The organism is Microbacterium sp. Leaf179, from assembly GCF_001423785.1.
Taxonomy (GTDB): Bacteria; Actinomycetota; Actinomycetes; order Actinomycetales; family Microbacteriaceae; genus Microbacterium.
Genome location: NZ_LMPH01000001.1, coordinates 925,692 through 949,547, shown reverse-complemented (window position 1 = coordinate 949,547; position 23,856 = coordinate 925,692). Strand labels below are relative to the sequence as shown.

The 23,856-nt window shown below is 70.3% G+C and carries 18 protein-coding genes and 1 pseudogene; 11 read left to right on the top strand and 8 right to left on the bottom strand.

Features of this window, described 5'->3' with window-relative positions; all coding sequences use genetic code 11:
* Positions 1-596: 596 nt before the first annotated feature.
* On the bottom strand, positions 597-1,601 hold the full coding sequence (locus ASF96_RS04425) for an SMP-30/gluconolactonase/LRE family protein (RefSeq protein ID WP_055936302.1): 1,005 nt from the start codon (positions 1,599-1,601) through the stop codon (positions 597-599).
* On the bottom strand, positions 1,598-3,412 hold the full coding sequence (locus ASF96_RS04420) for a flavin-containing monooxygenase (protein WP_055936299.1): 1,815 nt from the start codon (positions 3,410-3,412) through the stop codon (positions 1,598-1,600). The genes ASF96_RS04425 and ASF96_RS04420 overlap by 4 nt, the downstream gene beginning before the upstream one ends.
* 171 nt (positions 3,413-3,583) lie before the next feature.
* Here ASF96_RS04420 and ASF96_RS04415 point away from each other — a divergent pair, with 171 nt between their 5' ends.
* The gene (locus tag ASF96_RS04415; protein WP_055936296.1) at positions 3,584-4,030 is read left to right on the top strand and encodes a MarR family winged helix-turn-helix transcriptional regulator; all 447 of its coding nucleotides are present in this window, start codon (positions 3,584-3,586) and stop codon (positions 4,028-4,030) included.
* 40 nt (positions 4,031-4,070) lie between these two features.
* Here the strand turns inward: ASF96_RS04415 and ASF96_RS04410 are convergent, their stop codons facing one another.
* Positions 4,071-5,540, bottom strand: coding sequence for an MFS transporter (locus tag ASF96_RS04410; RefSeq protein WP_055936293.1), 1,470 nt, complete (start codon positions 5,538-5,540; stop codon positions 4,071-4,073).
* 81 nt (positions 5,541-5,621) lie between these two features.
* Between ASF96_RS04410 and ASF96_RS04405 the strand changes: the two genes are divergently transcribed.
* The 3 genes and pseudogenes from ASF96_RS04405 (at position 5,622) to ASF96_RS04395 (ending at position 7,382) form a co-directional block, all read left to right on the top strand.
* A complete protein-coding gene (locus tag ASF96_RS04405; protein ID WP_082509278.1) occupies positions 5,622-6,209 on the top strand; it encodes a TetR family transcriptional regulator in 588 nt (195 codons plus the stop codon).
* Positions 6,210-6,240: 31 nt separating this feature from the next.
* Positions 6,241-6,670 (top strand): annotated as a pseudogene (locus ASF96_RS04400) (MFS transporter); the annotation flags it as partial.
* A gap of 79 nt (positions 6,671-6,749) precedes the next feature.
* A complete protein-coding gene (locus ASF96_RS04395; protein WP_055834121.1) occupies positions 6,750-7,382 on the top strand; it encodes a LysE family translocator in 633 nt (210 codons plus the stop codon).
* A gap of 81 nt (positions 7,383-7,463) precedes the next feature.
* Here ASF96_RS04395 and ASF96_RS04390 read toward each other — a convergent pair whose 3' ends face one another.
* The gene (locus ASF96_RS04390) at positions 7,464-8,951 is read right to left on the bottom strand and encodes an FAD-dependent oxidoreductase (protein ID WP_055936285.1); all 1,488 of its coding nucleotides are present in this window, start codon (positions 8,949-8,951) and stop codon (positions 7,464-7,466) included.
* A 189-nt stretch (positions 8,952-9,140) separates the two neighbouring features.
* On the opposite strand from ASF96_RS04390, the gene ASF96_RS04385 reads away from it, so the two are divergent.
* The 5 genes from ASF96_RS04385 (at position 9,141) to ASF96_RS04365 (ending at position 15,431) form a co-directional block, all read left to right on the top strand.
* Complete coding sequence (locus ASF96_RS04385) at positions 9,141-10,949, top strand: S8 family serine peptidase (RefSeq protein WP_156458721.1); 1,809 nt, start codon at positions 9,141-9,143, stop codon at positions 10,947-10,949.
* Positions 10,950-10,974: 25 nt separating this feature from the next.
* The gene (locus tag ASF96_RS04380; protein ID WP_055936279.1) at positions 10,975-11,643 is read left to right on the top strand and encodes a TetR/AcrR family transcriptional regulator; all 669 of its coding nucleotides are present in this window, start codon (positions 10,975-10,977) and stop codon (positions 11,641-11,643) included.
* 136 nt (positions 11,644-11,779) lie between these two features.
* Entirely contained in the window at positions 11,780-13,027 is a 1,248-nt protein-coding gene (locus tag ASF96_RS04375) for an acyl-CoA dehydrogenase family protein (protein ID WP_055936276.1), read from the top strand.
* Between the two features lie 178 nt (positions 13,028-13,205).
* Entirely contained in the window at positions 13,206-14,384 is a 1,179-nt protein-coding gene (locus tag ASF96_RS04370) for an AI-2E family transporter (protein WP_055834105.1), read from the top strand.
* A gap of 3 nt (positions 14,385-14,387) precedes the next feature.
* Positions 14,388-15,431, top strand: a complete 1,044-nt coding sequence (locus tag ASF96_RS04365; RefSeq protein ID WP_055936273.1) for an ATP-dependent DNA ligase — start codon at positions 14,388-14,390, stop codon at positions 15,429-15,431.
* A gap of 117 nt (positions 15,432-15,548) precedes the next feature.
* Here the strand turns inward: ASF96_RS04365 and ASF96_RS16750 are convergent, their stop codons facing one another.
* Positions 15,549-15,869 carry a hypothetical protein gene (locus ASF96_RS16750; RefSeq protein ID WP_156458720.1) on the bottom strand — a complete coding sequence of 107 codons (321 nt, stop codon included), beginning with the start codon at positions 15,867-15,869 and terminating at the stop codon, positions 15,549-15,551.
* Between the two features lie 106 nt (positions 15,870-15,975).
* On the opposite strand from ASF96_RS16750, the gene ASF96_RS04360 reads away from it, so the two are divergent.
* Positions 15,976-18,228 (top strand): S8 family serine peptidase, encoded by a 2,253-nt coding sequence (locus ASF96_RS04360; RefSeq protein ID WP_055936270.1) that lies wholly within the window; start codon positions 15,976-15,978, stop codon positions 18,226-18,228.
* A gap of 24 nt (positions 18,229-18,252) precedes the next feature.
* On the opposite strand, the gene ligD is transcribed toward ASF96_RS04360, so the two are convergent.
* Entirely contained in the window at positions 18,253-19,284 is a 1,032-nt protein-coding gene (gene ligD / locus ASF96_RS04355; RefSeq protein WP_055936267.1) for a non-homologous end-joining DNA ligase, read from the bottom strand.
* A gap of 111 nt (positions 19,285-19,395) precedes the next feature.
* On the opposite strand from ligD, the gene ASF96_RS04350 reads away from it, so the two are divergent.
* On the top strand, positions 19,396-20,022 hold the full coding sequence (locus ASF96_RS04350; protein WP_055936264.1) for a DUF1684 domain-containing protein: 627 nt from the start codon (positions 19,396-19,398) through the stop codon (positions 20,020-20,022).
* A gap of 170 nt (positions 20,023-20,192) precedes the next feature.
* Here ASF96_RS04350 and ASF96_RS04345 read toward each other — a convergent pair whose 3' ends face one another.
* Positions 20,193-21,275, bottom strand: coding sequence for an SseB family protein (locus tag ASF96_RS04345; RefSeq protein ID WP_055834091.1), 1,083 nt, complete (start codon positions 21,273-21,275; stop codon positions 20,193-20,195).
* Between the two features lie 107 nt (positions 21,276-21,382).
* Positions 21,383-23,827, bottom strand: a complete 2,445-nt coding sequence (locus ASF96_RS04340; protein ID WP_055936261.1) for an ATP-dependent helicase — start codon at positions 23,825-23,827, stop codon at positions 21,383-21,385.
* Positions 23,828-23,856 lie beyond the last annotated feature (29 nt).

Here is a 23,856-nt window from a genome sequence, read left to right as displayed (position 1 = left end):
GCCTACGTCGGCGCCATCGAGGCAGCGCTGCAGCAGCTGTCCGCCTGGGTCGAGGACGGCGTCGAACCGGCACCGGACTCCCGCTACACCGTCCGCGACGCGCAGGTCCTCCTTCCCGACACTGCCCACGACCGCGGTGGTGTCCAGCCCGTCGCCACGCTCACCGTCAACGGAGAATCTGCAACGGCTGTCGCATCGGGCACTCCTGTCCGCATCCGCCTGGAGGTCCACGCTCCGACACCCGGCGTCGTCGTCGAGGTCCGTCCCGATTTCTCAGCATCCGGCGGACTCGGCGATCCCGCGGAGATCACTCCCGGCGCATTCGTCGCTCTCGATGCGGAAGAGAGCTTCGCGGCACCGGGAACCTACTACCTGTCGGCTCGAGTGTCCTCGCAGACCGCTGGCTTGCCCGCATCTGCGCACACCCGCGTTCAGAACATCGTCCGCGCCCGGGTGACCGTCACCTGAGACGAACGCCGTCGGTGACGGAGCTCTGGATCGAGTGCATGGAGATGGTCCCCCTCTGACGAAGGATCGGGAGGTCCGCGCTACCGAGGAGCGACGCGGACCTCGAGGGACGTCGTCTCGTCGTGTCCTCAGCCGCCGGTGGACTGGGGAATGCCGGCGGCCTGCGCCTCGAACGAGTACAGGAAGCCGCCGTCGGGACCGCTGACGGTGGCGTATGCCACAGACGTACCAGGCTGGATCGCGACATTCGTCGCGGAGCTCACGCCCTCACCGGTCATCGTCACCGTCTGCAGCAGGGCGCCCGAGGTGTCGTAAACAAGGATCTCCGGTCGGCTGTGCAGGCCCACGTAGAGGTTGCCGTCCGCGTCGACCGCGATCGAGTCGAGCTGGCCGATGCCGGGTGAGGCGTGGATCGCTGGGAACGCGGTCGCGACCTCGGCGCCGCCCTCGGCGAGGGTGAGTCGATCGATGCGGTTGCCGGTGTTCAGGCTGACCCACAGCTCGCCGTGATCGGGCGAGAAGGCGATGCCGTTGGGCGAGGGCAGCTCGCTCGCCAGCACGGTCGGCGCCCCGGTCGACGGGTCGACGCGGACGATACGGCCCGTCGCCTCCCAGTACGGATCCTGGGCACCGGCCGCGTCGGTGACGTAGAGAGCGCCGTCCTCGCCGAACGCGATGTCGTCCGGCTGCATCGGGATGCCGTCGATCGGGCCGGTGACGACGTCGCGCACGTCCTGGCCCTCGGCGGTCATGCTCCGGATCGATCCGCTGAGGAAGTCGGTGACGTAGAGCCGCCCGTCGTCAGAATGGAACTGCGCCGAGGTGAGCGCGGAGGAGTCGTCCGTCCAGACCTGCTCGACGCTCTCCTCGTCGAGGTCGATCCGAAGCACCTTGCCCGCACCGGGTGGGGCGGTGACGTCGACGACGTAGAGGCTGCCGTCGGGGCCGAACGTCGGGCCCTCGAGCAAGGTCATGCCGGTGGCCTCGTGCACTTCCGTGACCTGCAGCACCCGCTTGGCGGTGACGCCCGACGCAGTCGCGGTCGAGGGCACCGACGAGAGGTCGCCCGCCTCGGTGCAGCCAGCGAGCACTCCCGCGAGCAGCACGGGCACGGCGATCGCGCGCCGCTTCACCGCGAGGCTCCGACGCTCGCGCCGACGAGCATGTCGCCCATCCCGTCCTCGCGCCACTCGCGCAGCAGGCGGTGGAACGCGATCGGTCCGGGGCTGTAGGTGGCGCCGCCGATGGAACGGGTGCCCTCGCCGTTGTAGTAGCCGGGCGTGCACTCCGCCTGGAACGCGCGGGTGTCGGCGGCGGTCTCGTGGACGCTGCGCACCCACGCCTCCTCGGCCTCGGCGGACGGCTCGAGGTAGCGGGCGCCGACCTCGCGGCCGCGGGCAATGACGGCGGCGATGTGCTCGGCCTGCTCGAGCAGGATGTGGGCGAAGTTCACGGAGTTGGCGTTCTGGATGCCGCTGAGGTGGAAGAGGTTCGGGAAGCCGTGCGAGGAGAAGCCGTGCAGCGTCCGCGGGCCACGCGCCCACGCCTCCAGCAGTGTCCGCCCGCCACGGCCGACGACCGGCAGCGTGCCGGACATGACGCCGGAGATGCCGACCTCGAAGCCGGTGGCGAAGATCACGCAGTCGACCTCGTAGACGGTGTGGCCGACGACGACCTCGGTCTCGGTCATCCGGGTGATGCCGCCGGTGTCCGCCGTGTCCACGAGGCGCACGTTCGGGCGGTTGAAGGTGGGCAGGTAGGTGTCGCTGAAGCCGGGGCGCTTGCACATGTAGCGGTACCAGGGCTTGAGTGCCGCGGCGGTCGCGGGGTCCTCGACGACCTGGTCGACGCGGGCGCGGAGGCGGTCCATGGTGTCGAGGTCGGCCAGCTCGTCGCGAAGCTCGCGCTCCTCGAGCGGGAGCGACGTGTCGACGGCGCCCGAGAGGATCTGCCGCTGCAGCTCGACGGTCTTCGTCCATCCGTCCTGCACGAGTGACTCATCCACCGGCTCGCCGGCGAGGACGGCGAGGAAGTTCTCCATCCGCTCGCGCTGCCAACCCGGGCGCAGCGACGCGACCCACTCGGGGTCCGTCGGCCGATTGTCACGGACATCGACGGTCGAGGGCGTGCGCTGGAACACGATCAGCTCGCGCGCGTCCTCGCCGACGTGCGGGATCACCTGCAGGCCGGTCGCACCGGTGCCGACGACGGCGACGCGCTTGTCCGCGAGGCCGACAAGGCCGCCGCCGGGCGTGCCGCCGGTGTACCCGTAGTCCCAGCGGCTGGTGTGGAAGGTGTGGCCGCGAAAGGTCTCGATCCCCGGGATGCCCGGCAGCTTCGGCTGGGTCAGGGTGCCGGAGGAGGTCACGACAAAGCGGGCGCGGAAGGCGTCGCCGCGGTCGGTCTCGACGAGCCACTCCTCCGCGTCCTCGTCCCAGGCCAGCGCGGTGGCGCGGGTCTGGAAGAGCGTGTCGCGGTAGAGGTCGTAGTACTCCGCGATCGCGACCGCGTGCCGACGGATCTCCTCGCCCGGCGCATACCGTTCGGACGGGATCGTGCCGACCTCCTCCAGTAGCGGGAGGTAGACCGACGACTCGACATCGCAGCGCACCCCCGGGTAGCGGTTCCAGTACCAGGTGCCGCCCACGTCGCCCGCCTCGTCCATCAAGCGCAGCGACTCGACGCCCGCCTCGCGCAACCGCGACGCGGTGAGCAGCCCGCCGAAGCCAGCCCCGATCACGAGAGCCTCGACCCGGTCGGTCACCGGCTCGCGCTCTACGCGCTCGGTGTAGGGGTCTTTCGCGTAGTAGCCGAACTCCCCCACCACACGGCGGTACTGCGACGCGGCATCCGGCCGCGCGCGTCGGTCGCGCTCGGCGCGGTACCTCCGGCGTGCGGCATCGAGGCGGTGCTCGTCTGCGGTGGTGAGGATGCTGTCGGTCATGCGTGCTCGCTCTCGTCACGCGCATCGGCGCGATGACGGAGCCCGGGATGGGACGTCGGCGGGATTCCCCCGCGGGCGCCGACACGACTCCGGATCGGTTCTTGCTCGCCAAAAGGTTAGCCCAGAACTAAGTAATTGTCCTGGGGATACGCCGAGTCCTACGGTGGTCGTATGGACCCCCGCGCCCGCGCCCTCTCGGACATCGAGCGCCTGTCGATCGCGATCACCATCCGGTCGATCCCCCGCGTGCTGGCACCACTGCTGACCACCGACCTCACGATCCAGCAGCTGAAAGCCCTCTCGGTCATTGTTACGACCGAGGAAGGAGCGACGGGCGCGGGCCTCGCGCAGAGCTTCGCCGTCTCGATGCCGTCGATGTCGAAGCTCATCGACCGCCTCACCGCCAGCGGCCTGGTCCTCCGTGAAACCGACCGGGCCGACCAGCGCGTCCGCCGCATCCACGCCACCGATCTCGGCCGCGCCGTCGTCCGCGAGCTGATGGCCGCCCGCCCCGAACTCGGCGAAGACGTGCTCTCACGGCTCTCCCTTGACGAACTCCAGGCCCTCGAGACCGGACTGCGCGCCATCAGCCGCGAGTTGCGTACGACCCACGACTGACCGGGCGCACCGTCGTATCAGTGAGGTCTCAGCTCCAGGTTCAGCGAGCCGCGGTCACCTTCGGCGTCACCGCATCAGGCAGCGCCGGTTCTTCACCCACAACGGTCCGAGGGCTGGGAATGAACACGGCGATGGCTGCGCAGAGCACAGCAGCGGCGAGTCCGAAGAGCAAGGCGAGGGCAAAGCCCGACTCGGAGGGCACGGAACCGCCGGCTCTGCTGACGGCCGAGTTCGCGAGCACAGCGGCGACAGCGGCCGAGGCGATGCTCGTGCCGAGGGCACGCATCAGCGTGTTCAGCCCGTTCGCCGCGCCGCTCTCGGTCACCGGGACCGCGCGCATGATCAGGGTCGGCATGGCCGCGTAGCCCAGGCCGATCCCGATGCCGATCACGACATTGATCACGAGCACGAGCCAGACGGTCGGCTCGAGCACCACAGCGGCGAGGTAGGCGAGAGCGATGATGACGGCCCCAGCGACCAGAAGTGGCTTCGGTCCGACCCGCTTCTCCACCCGGCCGGCGACAGGCGACATCGCGAGCATCGCCAGACCCGAGGGCATCAGGATCAGGCTCGCCTCGAGCAGAGGTAGCCCGAGACCGCCTGTGCTCTCGGGGAGCTGGAGCAGCTGCGGGAACACGATGCTGGAGGAGAACAGGGCGAATCCCATCGCGACGGACGCGAGGTTCGTCATCAGAACGGGCCCGCGAGCGCTCACCCGCAGGTCGACCAGCGGATTACTGCGGCGCAGCTCGTACCAACCCCACACCAGCAGGGCCACGACTCCGATACCAGCGCTGATCAGAGTGGGAGCGCTCGTCCATCCCCACTCGTTGCCGCGGGACACGGCGAGGAGGAGGCCGACGAGGCCGATCGCGAGCCCGACAGCGCCACCGAGGTCGAACCTCCCATGCGCGTTCGAGACGCCTGCGGGAATGACGAGGACGAAGAGCGCGAGGGCGACCGCACCGATGGCGGCGGCGACCCAGAAGAGGACGTGCCAGTCGAAGTTCTCAGTGACGAGGGCGCTGATCGGTAGGCCGAGCGCTCCGCCGACCCCGAGGGTCGCGCTGACCAGGGCGATGGCCGAGCCCAGACGCTCCTTGGGTAGGACGTCGCGGAGGATCGAGATGCCCAGCGGGATCACGCCCATCCCGGTGCCCTGCAGACCTCGGCCGATGATCAGCGGCACGACCGTCGGCGAGAGCGCGCTGATCACGGATCCCGCGATCAGGAGGAAGAGCAGAACGATAGCGACGCGGCGCTTGCCGTACATGTCGCCGAGCTTCCCCGAGACGGGAGTGCAGATCGCCGACACCAAGAGCGTGACCGTGATCACCCATGCCGTGTCGTCTCGGCTCGCGTCGAGCAGTTGGGGAAGCTGCGCCTGAATCGGGATCAGGATCGTTTGCATGAACGACGCACCCATCCCCGCGAAGGCGAGGACGGCAATCACGAGATTTGGACGAGGCTCTCGTCCTGTGGCATGGGATCTGGCAGCGGTCGTAGACATCGGCTCTCCTGATTCAAACGGTCACTGAATTGATACCGCGTATCTACACTGATACCGCGTCTCACATCCTATGCTCGAACCATGGCTGCAGGGGTACGAGATCGAACGCGAGATCTCCTGCGTGCCCAGTTCGCTGCGACGGTTCTCAAGGTGTTCCTCGAGCGCGGCTACTCGAGCGTCACGGTCGAGGACGCAGCGAGGGAGGCGGGCATGTCCCGGGCGACCTTCTTCCGCTACTTCGGCAGCAAGGAAGACGTGGTCGTCGCCGCGGTCGAGAGCAACAGCATCGACTACGCGACGGCCCTCCGAGCCCTGCCCGCCGACGCTCGCCTGTCCAACTGGCAGCTGGTGCGGCTTGCAATCGAACCCGTCATCGTCGTCGCGGAGGAGGACCCCGACGGCTACCGAGCTCGACTGCGTCTCATCATGAGCGAGCCGGCACTAACCTCCCGGCTGCGAGAGCGTCGGGCTGAGAGTGCCGTCATCCTCGCGGACGCTCTCGGCGAGCGCGTTCCTGACGCCTTCGCCGCTCGGGTCCTTGCGCACGCCGCACTCGCGGCAGTCGACATCGCCTGGGAATACTGGGCAGTTAAGGACAGCGCTGACCTCCGCGCGCTCGTCGATGCAGCCCTCGGGCACCTCAGCTCAGCCGCCTACTCAGCTGACTGAGCCGGTCTGGCTAGGAATCAACCTCCGCATCGGCCTCGCCATCGCGGTGTCGAACGCCGCAACTCCGTTTGGCGTCCTGCTGCTCATCGCCGCCTTCGCCGGCTTCGGCGGCGGCAACTTCGCCAGCTAGATGTCGAACATCACGTTCTTCTATCCGGCCGCGCAGAAGGGGTACGCCCTCGGACTCAACGCCGCGGGCGGCAACCTCGGCGCCTCGGTCGCGCAGTTCGTCGTGCCGATCGTCATCACCATCGGCGCCGCGGCCACCCTCAACCTCCCCCTCGCGGGCCTCATCTGGGTGCCGCTCATCCTGGTGGCGATGGTCGGCGCGTACTTCCGCATGGACAACCTCAGCGCCGCCAAGGCCGACGTCGCGGCATCCTTCGCCGCTCTGAACGAGCCGCACCTGTGGATCCTCGCGACCCCTCTACATCGGCACCTTCGGCTCGTTCATCGGCTTCACGGTCCCTCGCGCACACGGAAAATCGCCCGGAGCGGCCGCGACGTCTGCCCGTAACGCGGCCGCACTACCCTTCACTCATGCCTCCGCTCGAGAACCTCGTGGCCTTCGTCGCCGCGTCGGTCGTGATCATCGTCATCCCCGGCCCGAGCGTGTTGTTCGTCATCGGCCGCTCGATCGCCCTGGGTCGTCGGGCGGGCGTGCTGAGCGTCGTCGGCAACGCCCTCGGCACGGTGCCCGCGGTGCTCGCGGTGTCGTTCGGGGTCGGAGCGATCGTGGCGTCGTCGGTGGTCGCCTTCACCGTGCTCAAGGTCGTCGGGGCGATCTACCTCGTGTGGCTCGGCATCCAGGCCATCCGTCATCGCCGCGACCACGTCGCCGGCGCGTCCCGCGCCCCCGCCTCGTCGTGGATGCTGCTACGCCAGGGCTTCGTCGTGGGGATCACGAACCCCAAGACCATCGCCTTCTTCGTCGCCGTGCTGCCGCAGTTCGTCGCCCCGCAGGCCGGCGCCGTGTGGCTGCAGCTGCTGCTGCTCGGCTTGGTCTTCCAGGTGCTCGCGCTCACGTGCGACAGCGCCTGGGCCCTGGCCGCCGGCACCGCGCGCGCGTGGTTCGCCCGCTCGCCGCAGCGCATTTCGACGCTCTCGGCGACGGGTGGCGTCATGATGATCGGCCTGGGCGGCGCCCTCGCGTTCACCGGCGCGAAGAGCTGAGGCGTCGCACTCCTCCTGCGTAGGCACCGGCGAGGCCGCCGTGTCTCGCGTGCAGCGCCGGTGTGCGCGGCGCGCGCGACCTCAGCCCACCGCACCCCGCACGTCGAGATCCGCCGACGCCGCACCCTCGAGCCGCGTGCCGTCCGGCGCGAAGCGCGAGCCGTCGACGGGGCTGTCCCACGACCGCTCCGCGTCGTTCCAGGTGAGCGGAACCGGGGCGACGACCGCGCGGGTACGCCCCTCGACGGTCGACACCGCCGCCGTGCGAAGGCCCTGGCGCGCCACGACACCGGCCCCTTCGGCGGGGCGCTTCGCCGGGGCGGAGACGGCCGAGGTCAGGGCCCCCGCCACTACGCCGACGCGCCGGCTCGCCTCGCCGATCCCCCGACCGAGGTCGGCGGGCACCGTCATGCGCGTGCCGATCGTGCGCATCCAGTGCGGCCGATCGGCGCGCGAGACACCGCGGATCTCGTCGCTCAATCGCATCGCGGCGGCGGGGGCGTTCGTGAGGCCCCACCCCGCGTAGCCGGTGGCGAAACGCAGGCGGCCGAGGCCGCGCGGCATCCCCCCGACGAACGGCACGAGGTTGTGCGACTGGTAGTCCTGGCCCGACCAGCGGGCGATCTCGGCCCCGACCGGCAGGGTGCGTCGGGCCCAGGCGGCCAGTTCTTCGGCGAGCGCGACCTCCGACCGCGCCGAGCCGACCGGATGCCGTGCCCCGGTGACGATGAGCGCCGGACGCCCGAGCGACGACGGTGCGGCCACGACGCTGCGCCCGTCGACGCCGACCTCGCTCCACATGCCGCCGGGGGCCGCGGCATCCCCCTCCAGCTCGAAGGCGATCGCCCATGAGCGCAGCGCCCGCGTCTTGAGGTCGTACAACCCGCGGCGGGTGATGGGGGTGCCGGTGGCGAGCACGACGGTGTCGCCGAGGAGCGGGCCGTGGGCGGTGTCGACGCGTCCGGCGGGGAGCGCGTGCACGTCGGTGACGCGCGCCCCGGTGTGCAGGGTCGCCCCGGCGTCGACGGCCGCGCGGGCCAGCGAATCGACGAGCTGCACGGGGTCGAGGGCGAGCTGGTCGTCGAGGGCGAGGGCGCGCACGGGAGTGCGCCCGCCGAGCTCGTCGGGCGCGTCCTCGCGCACGTCGAGGCCCGCCTCGCGCGCGGCGTCGCGGACGGCGTCGAGCGCGGTGTCGGTGGCGAGACCGCGGCCGAAGGTGAACGCCGTGCGCCGGTCGGCCGCAGCACCCACCCGCTCGGCGAGCCACTCCTGGCCCGCGCGGTTGGACTCGACGTAGGCGCGCACGAGGCTCGCGGGGTGGTGCTGGCGCAGGGTCGCGAGCGTCGTGCCCTGCAGCAGCGACGCCATTCCGACCGACGCCCCGGTCGCGCCCCCGCCCACGTCGCCGGAGTCCACCACGGCGACGTCGACGCCGGCCTCCGCGAGCAGCACGGCGGTGGAGAGGCCCGTGATCCCGGCGCCGACGACGATCACGTCGTGGTGCGTCCCGGGCTCGATCGAGGTCGTGTCGGCGGGCGTGCGGTCTCGGGTCCACAGCGGGGAGGTCATGGTCCCATCGAACTCTCGGTGACGGCCTCCGCGCAGCGGGTTGCCGACGCCGGTCCCGTCGTCTACGTGGGAGGGTCCACGAAGGCTGTGATCGCGCTGAGTGCGGCCCCTAGGATGAAGCTCGTCGGCTCCCTGAGCCACCGCCGAGCTGACCAGTCGACGGCGTCACCGACCCTGGGAGTCGTTCGCGTGCGGACCTCAGTGGGCTTCGCCCTCGCTTTCATCCTTGTCACCGCCGGTATCGCCCCGGCCGCGTGGGCGGCCCCGACCGATGCGACGGATTCCTGCCGGTCGATCCCGGTCGACGCCGACGCCCCGCTCAAGGCCGACCTCGCGCGGGAGCGCTTCGGCGTCGACGGCACGGGGGTCACCGTCGGCGTGCTCTCGGATTCGTTCGGCCTGACCTCCGCCGAGGGCGCCACCGTGGCCGACGACATCGCCCACGGTCTGCTGCCGGGCCCCGGCAACCCCTGCGGGCGCACCACCCCCGTCGACGTCGTCCACGAGACGACCGGGGGCAAGGACGAGGGACGCGCGATGCTGCAGCTCGTGCACGGCATCGCCCCGGGCGCGACGCTGATGTTCGCGGGAGTGGATGCCGATCGCGCGGCCTCCTTGCGCGAATCCATCGACCTGTTGGTCGCCGCGGGCGCCGACGTCATCGTCGACGACATCGGCATGGAAGACGACTCGATCTTCCAGCGCTCCCTCTCGGGCGAGGCGATCGTGCGCGCGACCGCGGCCGGCGTCGCCTACTTCACGGCCGCGGGCAACGGCAACAAGATCGCCGTCGCCCCACGGCCGGGTCAGTCGAAGGCGCCGGTCAACGGCTGGGAGACGACCGCGTACCGGCCGACCGCCTGCCCCGACGGGGTGACCACGGCGGTTCTCGCGCAGGGACGCACCGCTCCCCTCGACTGCCTCGACGTCGACCCCGCAGAGGGCACCGACACGACCCTGAACTACGTGATCGGGGTGAAGGACGAGGGCGAGGTGATCTTCCAGTGGGGTGAGCCGGCCGACCGCGTGAGCGGCCTCTTCGTGCCCGTCGTCACGATCGACGGGGAGCCTCTGTCGACCGCCCCCACACCGCTGCAGGACGCCACCCCCGGCTTCACCGTCGCCCTGCCCGCCCGCGACAAACCGTTCGAGATCGACATCACCGTCGCGCGCCTCGCGATCCCGGATGCCGCGACCTCACTGCCCCTGCCGCCGGTCTTCGTCTCGTTCGACCAGGGCGTGCAGGTCGGGTCCGCCGAGTACTGGCGCTCAAGCGGCGACGACACCGTGGGCCGCACGATCATGGGCCACAACGGCGATCCGGCGGCGATCTCGGTCGCCGCCGCTCCCGCCGCCACCCCGCTGCAGGTCGAGGACTTCAGCAGCATCGGACCGGTCACCTGGGCGTTCGGCTCGCGCGTCGCGGCCGATCCGTCGGCGGTGCTCGACCCTCGCCCGGTGGTGTCGGAACCCGATCTGCTCTCGGTCGACGGCGTTCGCACCTCGGTGCTCGGCGCCGACACCGACGACCCCGGGGTCAAGATCTTCTCGGGCACGTCGGCGGCCGCCCCCAACGCCGCCGCCGTCGCCGCACTGATCCGCTCCCTGGCCCCCGACACCGACCAGGAGCAGATCCGCGCCCTGCTCACCTCGACGGCGACCCGCGCTCCCTCCCCCTGGGATTCGGTCCCCGCCGAGAACATCGTGGGCGCCGGCCTGATCGACGCCGAAGCGGCCTTGGCCGCCCTGCCTCCCCGCCCCGGCCCGACGCCCGAGCCGACGCCGGAACCCACGCCGACGCCTTCGCCGACGGCGACGGCGGGCCCGAGCGCCTCACCCAGCGCGTCTCCGGCTCCGGCCGCCGCCCCCGACGGGGGTCGCCTCGCGTCGACGGGAATGGATGCCACCGCCCTCGCACCCCTCGCGATCGTCGCGGGGCTGGTCGTGATCGGCGGCGTGATCCTGCTGGTGGTACGGGCACGCGCGCGGCGGCGGTGAGCGGCGCCCCGGTTAGGCTTCCCGTGTGAGCGACACCCCTGCCCCCTCGAGCCGCACGGCGGTCGTGGCGGCCGCGATCGACCTGTTCGCCGCACACGGGTACGACCAGACGTCGGTGGAGCAGATCGCCCAGGCCGCCGGGGTCTCGCGCTCGACGTTCTTCCGCCAGTTCGGCGGCAAAGAAGACGTCGTCTTCGCCGACCACGAGGTGCTGATCGGCGAGACCCGCGCGTACCTCGCGCAGCCGCACGCCGACCCGTGGGCGGCCGTGTGCGACGCATCGATGCGCGTGTTCCGCCACTTCGCCGCCGACCCCGAGCTGGCCCGCCGGCGCTACGCGATCGTGCGCGAGATCCCGGGGCTGCGCGACCGCGAGATCGTCACCGTCTTCCGGTACGAACGCCTCTTCGACGAGTACCTGCGCGACGCCCTCCCGGGCCTCGATCCGCTGGATGCCGTCGGCTTCGCCGCCCTCGTCACCGCCGTGCACAACCACGTGCTGCGTCGACTCATGCGCGGCGCCCGGGTTCCGGCATCCACTCTGCGCCGCGCGCTCGACGACGTGCTGCGTCGGTACGGCGTGCATCCCGACGGGGAGGACCCGGCCGGCGACGACGTGATCGTCGCCGCGTTCCCCCGGCGTATGCCCACCGCCGAGATGTCGCGCCGCCTGCGCGCATCGCTCGAGGACTGAGCGCGGGCGACGCACCCACCTCGTTGAGTGTCCCGAACACGCCGCTCCTGCGCAGGGAGTGCGGCGTGTCTAGGACACTCAACGCTCTGCCCGCACACCATGACACCCAGTCCCAAGATGGGCGATACTGGGAACCATGACCATCGACGCCGATGCCGAGACCCCCACGCTCCCCGGTGAGCGGATCGCCCGCTACGACCTGCTCGGGCGCCGCGACACCGATTACTACGCCGTCTTCGCCGACATCCCCGAGGCCGACCGCGCCGCGTGGGAGCGCGCGAAGCAGTTCGCCGACGAGGTCGGCACGCGCATGCAGGGCGAATGGGATGCCGCGACCTACCCCATCGAGCTCGTCCGCCGCATGGGCGAACTCGAACTCTTCACCGACGGCATCGAGCACCCCGACCTTCCCGCGACCTCTCCCCTGGCCGCGGGCCTGGTGAACATGGAGATCTCGCGGCACGACGGGTCGCTGGCCACCGCCCTCGCCGTGCAGGGCGGACTCGCGCTGCGCACCCTGGCGCTCTTCGGTTCCCCGGCACAGCAGCAGCGCTGGCTGCAGCCCCTCGCCGACGGGTCGGTGCTGGGCGCCTTCGCGCTGACCGAGCCCGACCACGGGTCCGACTCCGTCTCGCTCGAGACCACCGCCACCCGCACGGCCGAGGGATGGTCGCTCCGCGGCACGAAGAAGTGGATCGGCAACGGCGCATCGGGCGGCATCACGTTCGTGTGGGCGCGGGTCGAGAACGAGGGCGGCGACGACCACGGGGCCGTGCGCTGCTTCCTCGTGGAGCAGGACACCCCGGGGTACACCGGCACGGTCATCACCGGAAAGGTGTCGCTGCGCGGCATCCATCAGGCCCACATCGCGCTCGAAGACGTCCGCCTGCCCGCGGATGCCGTGCTCCCGGGCACGCACACGTTCAAGGACGCATCGATCGTGCTCTTCGCGACCCGCTCGGGTGTCGCCTGGTCGGCGCTGGGTCACGCCACCGCCTGTTACGAGATCGCCCGGACGTATGCCACGGAGCGCATGCAGTTCGGCAAGCCCCTCGCGAAGTTCCAGATGGTGCAGGAACGCCTGGCGCAGATGCTCGACGAGGTCACCGCCATGCAGCTCTACTGCCGCCGCCTGGCCGACCTCGAAACCACCGGCGGCCTACGCCCCACGCAGGCGTCGCTGGCGAAGTACCACAACACCCGCGCCGCCCGTCGGGTGGCCTCGGTCGCCCGCGACCTGCTCGGCGGCAACGGCATCCTGCTCGAGAACGGCGTCATGCAGCACCTGGCCGACATCGAGGCGATCCACACGTACGAGGGCACCGAGAGCGTTCAAGCCCTCCTGCTCGGCCGCGACATCACCGGGATGAGCGCGTTCGTCTGACCCCGGATGCCACGCCCCGGCGCCCTCTTCGGCGCCGGGGCCGCGGTCACCGGCCTTCGACGACCGCCGGGGACCCGCAGAACGCCCCGGTTTTCCGGCATCCCGACGGCCCTATCCGGCACTACGACACCGCGCAACCCGCGCCTGCCATGTCGGAGGCCCCCGCTACCTTGTGAGCATGGGCCTGTTCTCTCGTCATCCCGCGCCACGCGACGCGATCACCTCCGTCGCTCAGGCGGTCCAGACGCCTCCGAAGAGCCTCTGGGCCGACGGGTTCGGGCGCCTCGCGGTCCGTGCGCTGCAGATCATCGTCGTGGTCATCCTGGTCGCCGGTCTCATCTGGGGCATCCAGCAGGTGACGCTCGTCATCATCCCGCTGATCCTCGCGCTCATCTTCGCCTCGGCATTCGGCCCGGTGACGATGTGGATGAGGCGCAAGGGAGTGCCGGCGGTCCTGGCGACCCTTCTCACGCTGCTCGCCGTCGTCGTCGTGTTGGGCGCCCTCGGCTGGCTGGTCGTCAACGCCGTCGTCGACCAGTGGCCGAAGCTCAGTTCGCAAGCCGTGCAGGGCTTCCAGCAGGCACAGGACTGGTACCACACGCTGCCCTTCGCGATCTCGCAGGACCAGGTCAACGGCCTCATCCAGGGCGTTCAGGACTTCGTCACCAGCTCGCAGTTCGGCAGCGGCGCCCTGGCGGGGGTCAGCGCCGTGGCGTCGTTCGTCACCGGCTTCGTGCTCATGGTCGTCATCCTGTTCTTCTTCCTCAAAGACGGCCCGCGCATGTGGGAGTTCGTCCTGCGCCCGTTCCGCGGCGACCACTACGACCGCGCCCGCCGCATCGGCGACAAGACGGTGACGGTGCTCGGGTCGTACATGCGCGGCACCGCCTCGGTCGCCGCCGTCGATGCGATCGGCATCTACATCGGTCTGCTCATCCTGCAGGTGCCGCTCGCGCTGCCCCTCGCCGTGCTCGTCTTCCTGCTCGCCTTCATCCCGATCGTCGGTGCGGTCACCGCCGGCATCCTGGCGGCCCTCGTCGCCCTCGTCACGAACGGCCCCATCGTGGCGCTGATCGTGGTCGGCGTCGTCGTGCTCGTCAACCAGCTCGAGGGCAACTTCCTGCAGCCGGTGCTCATGGGCCGCACCATGAAGCTGCACTCCTTCGTCGTGCTGGTGGTGCTGGCCGGCGGCACCGCGATCGGCGGCATCCTCGGCACCCTGCTGGCCGTGCCTCTCACCGCCGTGGTCTGGGGCATCGTCAGCGTCTGGAACGGCACCGACCGGCCCGCCGAGTGGGCGCGTCGCAAGAAGCGCAAGAACCCCGTGCCGCTCGCCGGGGGCGAGAGCGAAGGCTGAGCCATGGCCTACGACATCCCGGCACCGATGCTGGCGAAGTCCGTTCCCGCGGTGCCCGAGCACGCGAAGGTCGAGGGAGGGTTCAGCTACGAACCCAAGTGGGACGGATTTCGCGCGCTCGTGTCGTGGGACGGCACCGATGTCGAGATCGGCAGCCGCGGAGCGAAGCCCCTCACCCGCTACTTCCCCGAGCTGGTCGCGGCGTTCGCCGAGATCCTGCCCGAGCCCTGCCTCATCGACGGTGAGGTCGTCGTCGCGCGCGGGCAGCGCGGTGACCAGCGACTCGACTGGGAGGCCCTGTCGCAGCGCATCCACCCCGCCGCGTCGCGCGTGACGATGCTGTCGAACGAGACGCCGGCGATGTTCATCGCGTTCGACCTGCTCGCGCGCGGTGACCGCGACCTGCAAGCCGAGCCCTTCTCGGAACGCCGCGCCCAGCTCGAGAACCTGCTCGGCGCCGTGCCGCACCCCGTTCACGTCACCCGCACCACCGACGACCCCGACCTCGCGCGTCGGTGGCTCGCCGAGTTCGAGGGCGCCGGCCTCGACGGCGTGATAGCCAAACCCCTCGCCCAGCCGTACGCGCCGAACAAGCGCACGATGTTCAAGATCAAGCACGCCCGCACCGCCGACGTCGTGGCCCTCGGGTACCGCATCCACAAGTCGGGCGAGGGCGTCGGTTCGCTGCTCGTCGGCCTCTACGACGACGAGGGCACCCTGCACGGCGTCGGCGGGGTATCGGCGTGGACCGACGCCCGCCGCCGCGAACTCATCGACGAGCTCGCGCCGCTCGTCGAGCGCAACGCCGAAGGAGAAGCGGTCGTCGGAGAGACCGACCGTTCGCGCTTCTCGGCATCCAAAGACGTGTCGTTCGTGCGCCTGCGCCCCGAGCGCGTGCTGGAGGTGCGCTACGACCAGCTCGAGGGCATGCGCTTCCGCCACACCGTGCAGTTCGACCGGTGGCGCCCCGACCGCGACGCCCGCTCGTGCGCCTTCGCGCAGCTCGAGACGGTGACGTCGTACGACCTGGGCGACGTGCTGGACTGAGGGGTGGTCTTCCTGCCCTCGATGTCGAGCACGACGGAGCGTCGCCCCCGGGCTGCCCACCTCGGTCGTCCACTCGTTCCGCCCGCGCGAAGAGAGACCGACCGGTCGGGGCCGCAGCTATGCGAGTTCTCGTACGAAATCCTGAGTAAGCGTCGCCAGGAACGCATGGTGGTCGAGGCCGGGTGTCGGTGACACGTTCGGAGGCAGCGAACTGAGGAAATCGAGATGGCCGACACCGGGGTAGGTTCGCACGCTGATGGTGGCGGGGGCAGCGCGCAGGACATCCACGGTTGACGGAGGCGTCACCCTGTCTGCCGCTCCCGTCATGACGACGACCGGAACACGGAGTCGATCGAGCGCACCCGGCGCGCGGAACCAGCCGAGCGTGGGGGCTAACGCGATCACCCTCGAGACGCGAGGTTCGACGGCGATGATCACGACAGGAGCGTAGCTTCTGGCCGCGAAATCGGGGGCTGCTATTGTGAGCCCGGCTCTGCTCGGGGCCGCTGGCTCTTGGGGGATAAGCGTGCACCGTCTGGGCAGAATGACCGTTGTCAGCGCCGTGATCACTGGCTCGCTGGTCACCACCCTTCTCGCAGGTACCGCGGCATCGGCGGCACCGGGACCGGACGACGATGGGTCCGACACGCTCTCGGGACGCCTGCTGCAGGTCACTCAGCTCGACCTGTCGGACGACCCCGCAGAAGCATCGCGGCAGATCGACGAGCAGTCGGTAACCCTCGGCACCGTCGACGGCGGGCCGGCGAGTCTGCAGGTCTCCCCCGGCGGTATCGCCGTGACGATCTATTACACGACACCGCCCACGGACGGCGATCTCGCTGCCATCCGCGAGCTCGGCACCGTCGACGACGTGGCGGCGAAGTACCTCGTCGTCGACGCGACGATCCCGGCCGCAGCGCTGGCGACGGTCGCCGCCCTTCCGAACATCGCCTATGTCCTCGAGAACATCGCCCCGACGACATCGGGGGTGAGCCGCGACATCGTGGGCGCCCGAGCAGAAACGACCTCGGCCTCGCGTCCGACCGACTCCTGCCGCACCATCGAAGCCAACCTGGCCGAGCCCCTGAACGTTCCCTTCGCGCGCGAGCTTTACGGCGTCGACGGCACGGGGGTGAAGATCGGGATCATCTCGGACTCCTACGCGACACGGACAGACCCCCTGAGCACGCCGGAACAGGACATCGCCGCCGGGCTCCTTCCCGGTGACAGCAACCCGTGCGGTTACGCACAGCCGGTGCAGGTCGTCAAAGAGAGCCGTCAGGCCGGATCCGACGAGGGGCGTGCCATGGCCCAGCTCGTGCACAGCATCGCGCCGGGGTCGACCCTTCTGTTCGCCAGCGGATCCGGTGGGCAGGCGGGGTTCGTCGACGCCGTGGACGCGTTGACACACGCAGGCGCCGACGTCATCGTCGATGACCTCGGGTACTCGGGCGAACTGATGTTCCAAGACGGCCCGGCCTCGAACGCCCTCTCAGACGCCGTTGCCGACGGCATCCCCTTCTTCACCGCCGCCGGCAATGACACGTCGTTCGCCAGTGTGGGACCGAGTACCGGTCACGTCATCTCGTCGTGGGAGACACCTGAGTACCGTCCCACAGACTGCCCCCCGTCCGTGGCGGCCTACCTTCGCGACAATGAGATGACCGGGGACTGCCTCGACTTCAGCCCCTCCGAACAGGCAGACCCGACCGACACCCTGACGTACCCGAACCTGCATAACCAGGCGAACCCGTCGGCGACCATCATGCTGCAGTGGGCGCAGGCCATCAGGGCGTCCGACACCCAGTTGATGGCAGCCGTGCTCGATTCCGACGGGAAGATCCTTCGCATCACTCCGTCGCAGCCTCTCGGACTGCCCCTGCAGACGCTGGCTTTCGAACCCGATCAGGGCGACCTCCGCACCGGGGGCGAATACGACTTCGTCGTCGTTCGCAACACCACCGACGGCATCCCTGCATCTCTTCCGCGTGTGAAGGCCATCTTCACCGGAAGCTACCTTCGCGGCGCCGAGTACTTCGAGAACACGGGGGGAGACATCGTCGGCCCCTCCATCTACGGGCACGCGGGCACGCCGTCGGGCGTCAGCGTGGTCGCGGCCAACGCCGCCGACCCCTCCGTCATCGAGCCTTTCAGCGGCACCGGGCCGCTGACCCTGTACTTCGAGCCCTTCCCCAGCACGAAGGCCCTGCCGCAGCCGATCGCCGGGGCGCCCACCCTGACGGGCCTCGATGGTGTCTGGACCAACTTCTTCGGCACTCCGGTGCCGGACGAGCCGGGAACCTACTCCTTCACCGGTACCTCAGCGGCGGCTCCGTCCGCCGCGGCAGTCGCGGCCCTGGGGCTGCAGAAGAACCCCGACCTCACCCCCGCTCAGGTGACCGCGGCCCTCACCTCGACCTCTCGAGAAGTTCCGTTCATCTTTCCGGGTGTCGAGCGCAAAGACGTGACGGGATCCGGTCTCGTGGATGCCGCGGGGTTCCTTTCCGTGCTCCCCGCGCCGACTCCCACTCCCACCCCGGTTCCCCCGACGCCCGTCCCCCCGACACCGGTACCGACACCGACACCTGTACCGACACCCACCGACACGCCCCTCCCCCAGCCCACGTCGACGGCCGTTCCCGTGCCGAACGACGCCGGGGGAACACGCGAACTCGGACGCACCGGCACGTCGGCAGACGGCGCCCTCACCGGCGGCGTTCTCGGCGCGCTGCTCGTCGTCGGCGGGCTCGGGGTGGTTCTCCTGCGTCGGGGCCGCACGGGCCGTCCCCGTCTGTGACGCCCCTCGCGTCGGTCGGGTCGCTCAGCCGTCCGACGCGGGGTTCTTCGCACGAGACGGCTGCACGCGCGGCGGCTCCCCCGGCATCTTGGGGAACTCCGGCGGGAAGGGCAGTTCGCCGAGGCCGTCGTCGAGGTCGCGCTGCCACCACTCCAGCAGCGTGTCGATGCGCCCGGGCTTCTCGGCGAACCCGGCCCACGGATCGCCGACGGATGCCAACCGCTCGGGGATGCTGCGCACGGTGAACGCGAGCGGGTCGAGGCCGTCGAGCTCGTCCCACTCGACCGGTGTGGACACGGTGGCCGTCGGCAGAGCGCGGGGCGAGTAGGCGCCGGCCATCGTGCGATCGCGGTTCGCCTGGTTGAAGTCGACGAAGATGCGCTGGCCGCGCTCCTCTTTCCACCAGCTCGTGGTCACGGCATCCGGCATCCGTCGCTCGAGTTCCCGGGCCGCGGCGATGACCGCGTGTCGCACGTCGAGGAACTCGTGCGTGGGCTCGATCGGGCAGAACACGTGCAGACCCCGGTTGCCGCTCGTCTTGATCCACGCCTCGAGCCCCGCCTCGCGCAGCACCGTGCGCAGCTCGTGCGCGGCGACGACCGCTTCGGCGATCCCCGTCCCCGGCTGCGGGTCGAGGTCGATGCGCAGTTCGACGGGATGGTCGGCGTCGCTCGCGAGCGAGGCCCACGGATGGAACACGATCGTGTTCATCTGCGCCGCCCAGACGGCCGAGCCGATCTCACCGAGGAAGAGCTGCGGATGCCGCCGCCCGCTGTTGTAGGTCACCGTCACGGCCTCGACGAACGCCGGCGCCCCCTTGGGCGGGTTCTTCGAGAAGAACGCCTCGCCCCCGACGCCCTCGGGAAAGCGTTCGAGCGACACCGGCCGATGCCCGTTCGCCGCGATGAAGGGGTCGGCGACGGCGATGAGGTACTCGGCGAGTTCCCTCTTGGTGATGCCCACCTCGGGCCAGAGCACGCGATCGGGGTTCGAGATGCCGATCTCGCGGTCGCCCTCGGGACCCGGCACGGTCAGCGTGATGCGGGGGGATGCCATGCCCCGACGTTAGTGCGCCGGAGCCGTCGGCGTCTCCCCGGTTGCGCTGAGCGTGAGGGGCCCGTGTCCAGCCCGGGGTCCCGGCATCCGGCCTGCGTTTACGCTCGGACCATGACTTCCGCCGCCGCCCGTAAGGCCCTCGACATCGCCGACTGGCGCCGCCGCGTGTTCGCTCTGTACGACGCCGTGCGGCAAGCCGAAGATCCTGAAGAGGCGCACGAGCTCTGGCGCATCGAGCGCGACGCGCTGTTGGCCGATCACCCCGCCACTCCCCTGCTACCGGAGCAGCGCGAGGGCTTCGTCGGCCTGCCGATCGCCCCGTACGACGCCGCCTGGCGGTTCGAGGTTCCGCTGCGCGACGCCGATGAGGCGTCGTTCGTCGCCACGACCGGCACCGATGGCGAGGTCGAGTTCGAGCGCATCGGCCGCGTCGAGCTGCCCGACACCGGCTCTCTCGACGTGTGGCGGCTGACTTCGTACGCCGGAGGGCTGTTCATCCCCGTCCGCGACGGCTCCGCCGGGCGCCCGGGCGGCACATACGGCGGCGGTCGCTACCTGCTCGACACCGTCAAGGGCGCCGACCTCGGCCAAGGCTCCGCGCCCGACAGCCTCGTCATCGACTTCAACTTCGCGTACAACCCCTCGTGCGCCTACGACCCGATGTGGGCCTGTCCTCTGGCCCCAGCGGGCAACGTGCTCCCGGTCGCCGTGCCGGTGGGCGAGCTGTACGGGGTCTGAGCCGGGCCGGCGCGATCCCCGGTGGCCGCGCAGGGTCCCTCGGCCATCGCGGGACGGATGCCAGAGCCCGGCGCCGCTGAAGCAATAGGCGGTCCACTGCACCAGGGAACCCCGACAGCAACGACGACGGGCCGCCTCCGAAAAGGAAGCGGCCCGTCGTCGTTGAGAGATCAGGAGGTCGGCGCGGTGTCTTCCGCCGCCAGGGCGATCACGGGAGCGAGCTCGTCGCGCGTGAGGCGGATCCAGGGGCCGGCCGGGTCGATCAGCACGCCGGTGAGCTCCGCGTCGCCGGCGAGGGCCTTCGCCAACTGCAGCGGCTTGACCGGCAGGGGCTGGTCGCCGCGGCCGAGCGCGAGCAGCTCGAGCGGGTGCGTGAACACCTCGAGATAGCGCTCGCCACCGGCTGAACGCGACTCGGCGACACCGACGGGTCCGCCCTCTTCGGTCTGGGCGACGGCGATCCACATCGGCGCCTCGGCCACCATGGCGTCGACGATCGTGGATGCCGTGGTCTCATCGCGCGTCTCGCACAGGGCCGTCTTGATCCGCAGTTCAGGGTCGACCTCGGCGACCATGCGCTCGAGCAGCGCCTTGGGCAGCACGGCACGGTTGTCGCCCGAGGCCGGGTCGAGCACGATGCCGGCGTACGAGCCGCCGAGCACGTGCTGCAGCAGCGCCATCACGGGCTGACCCATCGCCGAGGTGTCGTGGTCGCCGTCGGCCTCGACGCTCGCGCGCAGGGCCATACCACCGCTGTAGGCGAGCACGAGCTGCTCGTCGCCGCGATTGGCGACGGCCAACGGAAGGTCTTTGCCCTCGGCGAGCAGGGCGCGCGCGTCACCCTTCACGCGCAGGAAGACGTGCCCCTGCAGGAGCTGACGGGCGACGTTGAGCAGCTGCGCGGGCTCGGGCTGGTCCTTGATCTCGGCGAGGGCGATCCCCAGCAGAGCGTTGTCGCGCAGACCCTGCACCGTCTCGGGAGCCTCGGGGGCTTCCATCGGTCCGGGCTGGCGGGCGGACGGCCGCGCCGAGAGAGGAGGCGCCGAGGGGTTTTCGGGACCGGCACCCACACCCCGGAACGACGACATCGAAATGCCGACCGTGGGGGCGGCGGGGGCCTGCTCGGCGGCGGGGGCGGCGTCGCTCGGACCGGCGGGATCGACGGGCTGCTCGCCCGGTTCGATGGTGCTGTCGGGCCGGTCGGCCGATGCGTCGTCGGAATCGGACTTGTTGCGGCGCGAGAAGAGGGCCATTGTTCCAGCCTATCCGGGCGGTCCCTGTCGCGGGCCCGGCCGGCCCGACCGCGACCTCGCCCCGTGGTGGTCTGAGATGGCGCGGCGTGGTCCGACGCCGCGCCGGTTCACGCCTTCGCGATCGGCGCGATCTTCACCAGCAGCTTCTTCGGTCCCACCGTGTCGAAGCGCACGTGCGCCACGCGCTTCGCACCCTCGCCGGTGACGGCGTCGACACGCCCCTCGCCGAAGTCGTCGTGACGGATGCGATCTCCCGCGGCCAGCACCAGGTCGCCGTTGTCGCGCACCTTCGCCGGAATGCGGTTGGGGAACTTGCTCGGGTCGGCCGGCGCACGCTTGGGCAGCGGTACGAGGTCGTCGCCGTAGCGGTTGCCGCCCGAGCCGCCCTGACCGGCCCATCGGCCGCCGCGGGCGTTGAGCGCGCGCGACTGCGAGCCACCTCGACCGTTGACGTCGCCCGGCGACTGACGCCAGTCGATGAGGTCGGCCGGGATCTCTTGCAGGAACCGGCTCGGCATGGCCACGGTGACCTCGCCGAACTGGGCGCGGGTCATCGCGAGCGAGACGTGCAGGCGCTTGCGGGCGCGGGTGATGCCGACGTAGAAGAGGCGGCGTTCCTCTTGCGGACCGCCCGGCTCGTTGGCCGAGATGCGGTGCGGCAACAGGTCTTCTTCGACACCGGTGAGGAACACCGCGTCGTACTCGAGGCCCTTCGCGGTGTGCAGGGTCATGAGCGAGACCGAGCCCGACGCGTCGTCGAGGTCATCGGCATCCGCCACCAGGGTGACCTCGGTGAGGAAATCGATGATCGTGCCCTCGGGGTTGTTGCGGGCGAACTCGCGCGTCACCGCGACGAGCTCGTCGAGGTTCTCGAGGCGCGCTTCGTCTTGCGGGTCGCGGCTGGCGCGCAGGGCGTCGAAGTAGCCGCTCTTGTTGAGGAGCAGCGTGAGTCCCTCGGTGACCGACGTGGAGGGGGCGAGCTCTCCCGATGCCGGCAGCATGATCGCCGTGGCCTCGGTGAGCACCGCATCGAGCTGGTCGATGGCCTTCTGCAGCTTGGGTCCGACGCCGATCTGCGCCGAGTTGGCCAGCGCATCGCGGAAGGTGATGCCGTGCTCGGCGGCATAGCGGGCGATCGCGGTCTCGGTGACATCTCCGATGCCGCGGCGCGGACGGTTGAGGATTCGGCGCACGGCCATGCCGTCGGCGGGGTTGGCGACGGCGACGAGGTACGCGAGGGCGTCCTTGATCTCGGCGCGCTCGTAGAACTTGGTGCCGCCCATGATCTTGTACGGCACGGCTGAGCGGATGAAGATCTCTTCCAGCGCACGCGACTGCGAGTTGGTGCGGTAGAACACCGCGACACCGGAGTAGTCGACGCCCTTCTTGTGCAGGGACTCGATCTCGTCGGCGACGAACTGCGCCTCGTCGTGCTGCGAGTACCCGGTGAAGCCGATGATGGGATCGCCCGCGCCGACGTCGGTCCAGAGTTTCTTCTCTTTGCGGTCGAAGTTGTTCGAGATGACCGCGTTGGCCGCCGACAGGATGTTCTGCGTCGAGCGATAGTTCTGCTCGAGCAACACCACCTTGGCGCCCGGGTAGTCGCGCTCGAACTCGCTGATGTTGCGGATGTCGGCGCCGCGGAAGGCGTAGATCGACTGATCGGAGTCACCGACGACGGTGAGGGACGCCGCATCTTCGCCGACGGGTTCGGCCTCGAAGATCATCATTCCGCCGCCGGCCGACATCGGCTCGGCGTCGGATCCCGGGGGCCGCGTCAGTTCGTGGATGAGGGCGTACTGCGCGTGGTTGGTGTCTTGGTACTCGTCGACCAGGATGTGCCGGAACCGCTTGCGGTACACGTCGGCGACCTGCGGGAAGGCGCGGAAGAGGTAGACCGTCTGCGCGATGAGGTCGTCGAAGTCGAAGGCGTTGGACCGCTGCAGTTCGCGCTGGTACGAGCCGAAGATCTCGACGAAGACGCGCTCGGCCGGGTCGCTCATGTTGGCCGAGCGGGCGTACGACTCGGCGTCGGCGAGCTCATTCTTGAGCTTCGAGATACGGCTCTGCGTACCCGCGGGAGTCAGACCGAACGAGTCGCCTTCGTGCTCTTTGACCAGTCGCTTGATGAGAGCGCGCGAGTCGCCCGAGTCGTAGATAGTGAAGGCCTTGGTGAAGCCGAACTGCTCGGCCTCGCGCCGCAGGATGCGCACGCAGGCCGAGTGGAACGTCGAGATCCACATGCCGTCGGACTTCTGCCCGATGAGCTGGTGCACGCGCTCGCGCATCTCGCCCGCAGCCTTGTTCGTGAACGTGATGGCGAGGATCTGGCTCGGATACGCCTCGCGCGTGCGCAGCAGCGAGGCGATGCGCCGGGTGAGCACGCTGGTCTTGCCCGATCCGGCGCCGGCGACGATGAGCAGCGCCTGACCCCGGTAGGTGACGGCATCGCGCTGGGGACCGTTGAGTCCCTCGAGCAGGTCGGCGTCGGGGCGGGCGTCCGACGGCGCGGACCCGCCGACGATGAGGGGCGTGGTGGAGGCGTCGGTCATGGCGGGTCAAGTCTAGGCGGGGCCTCCGA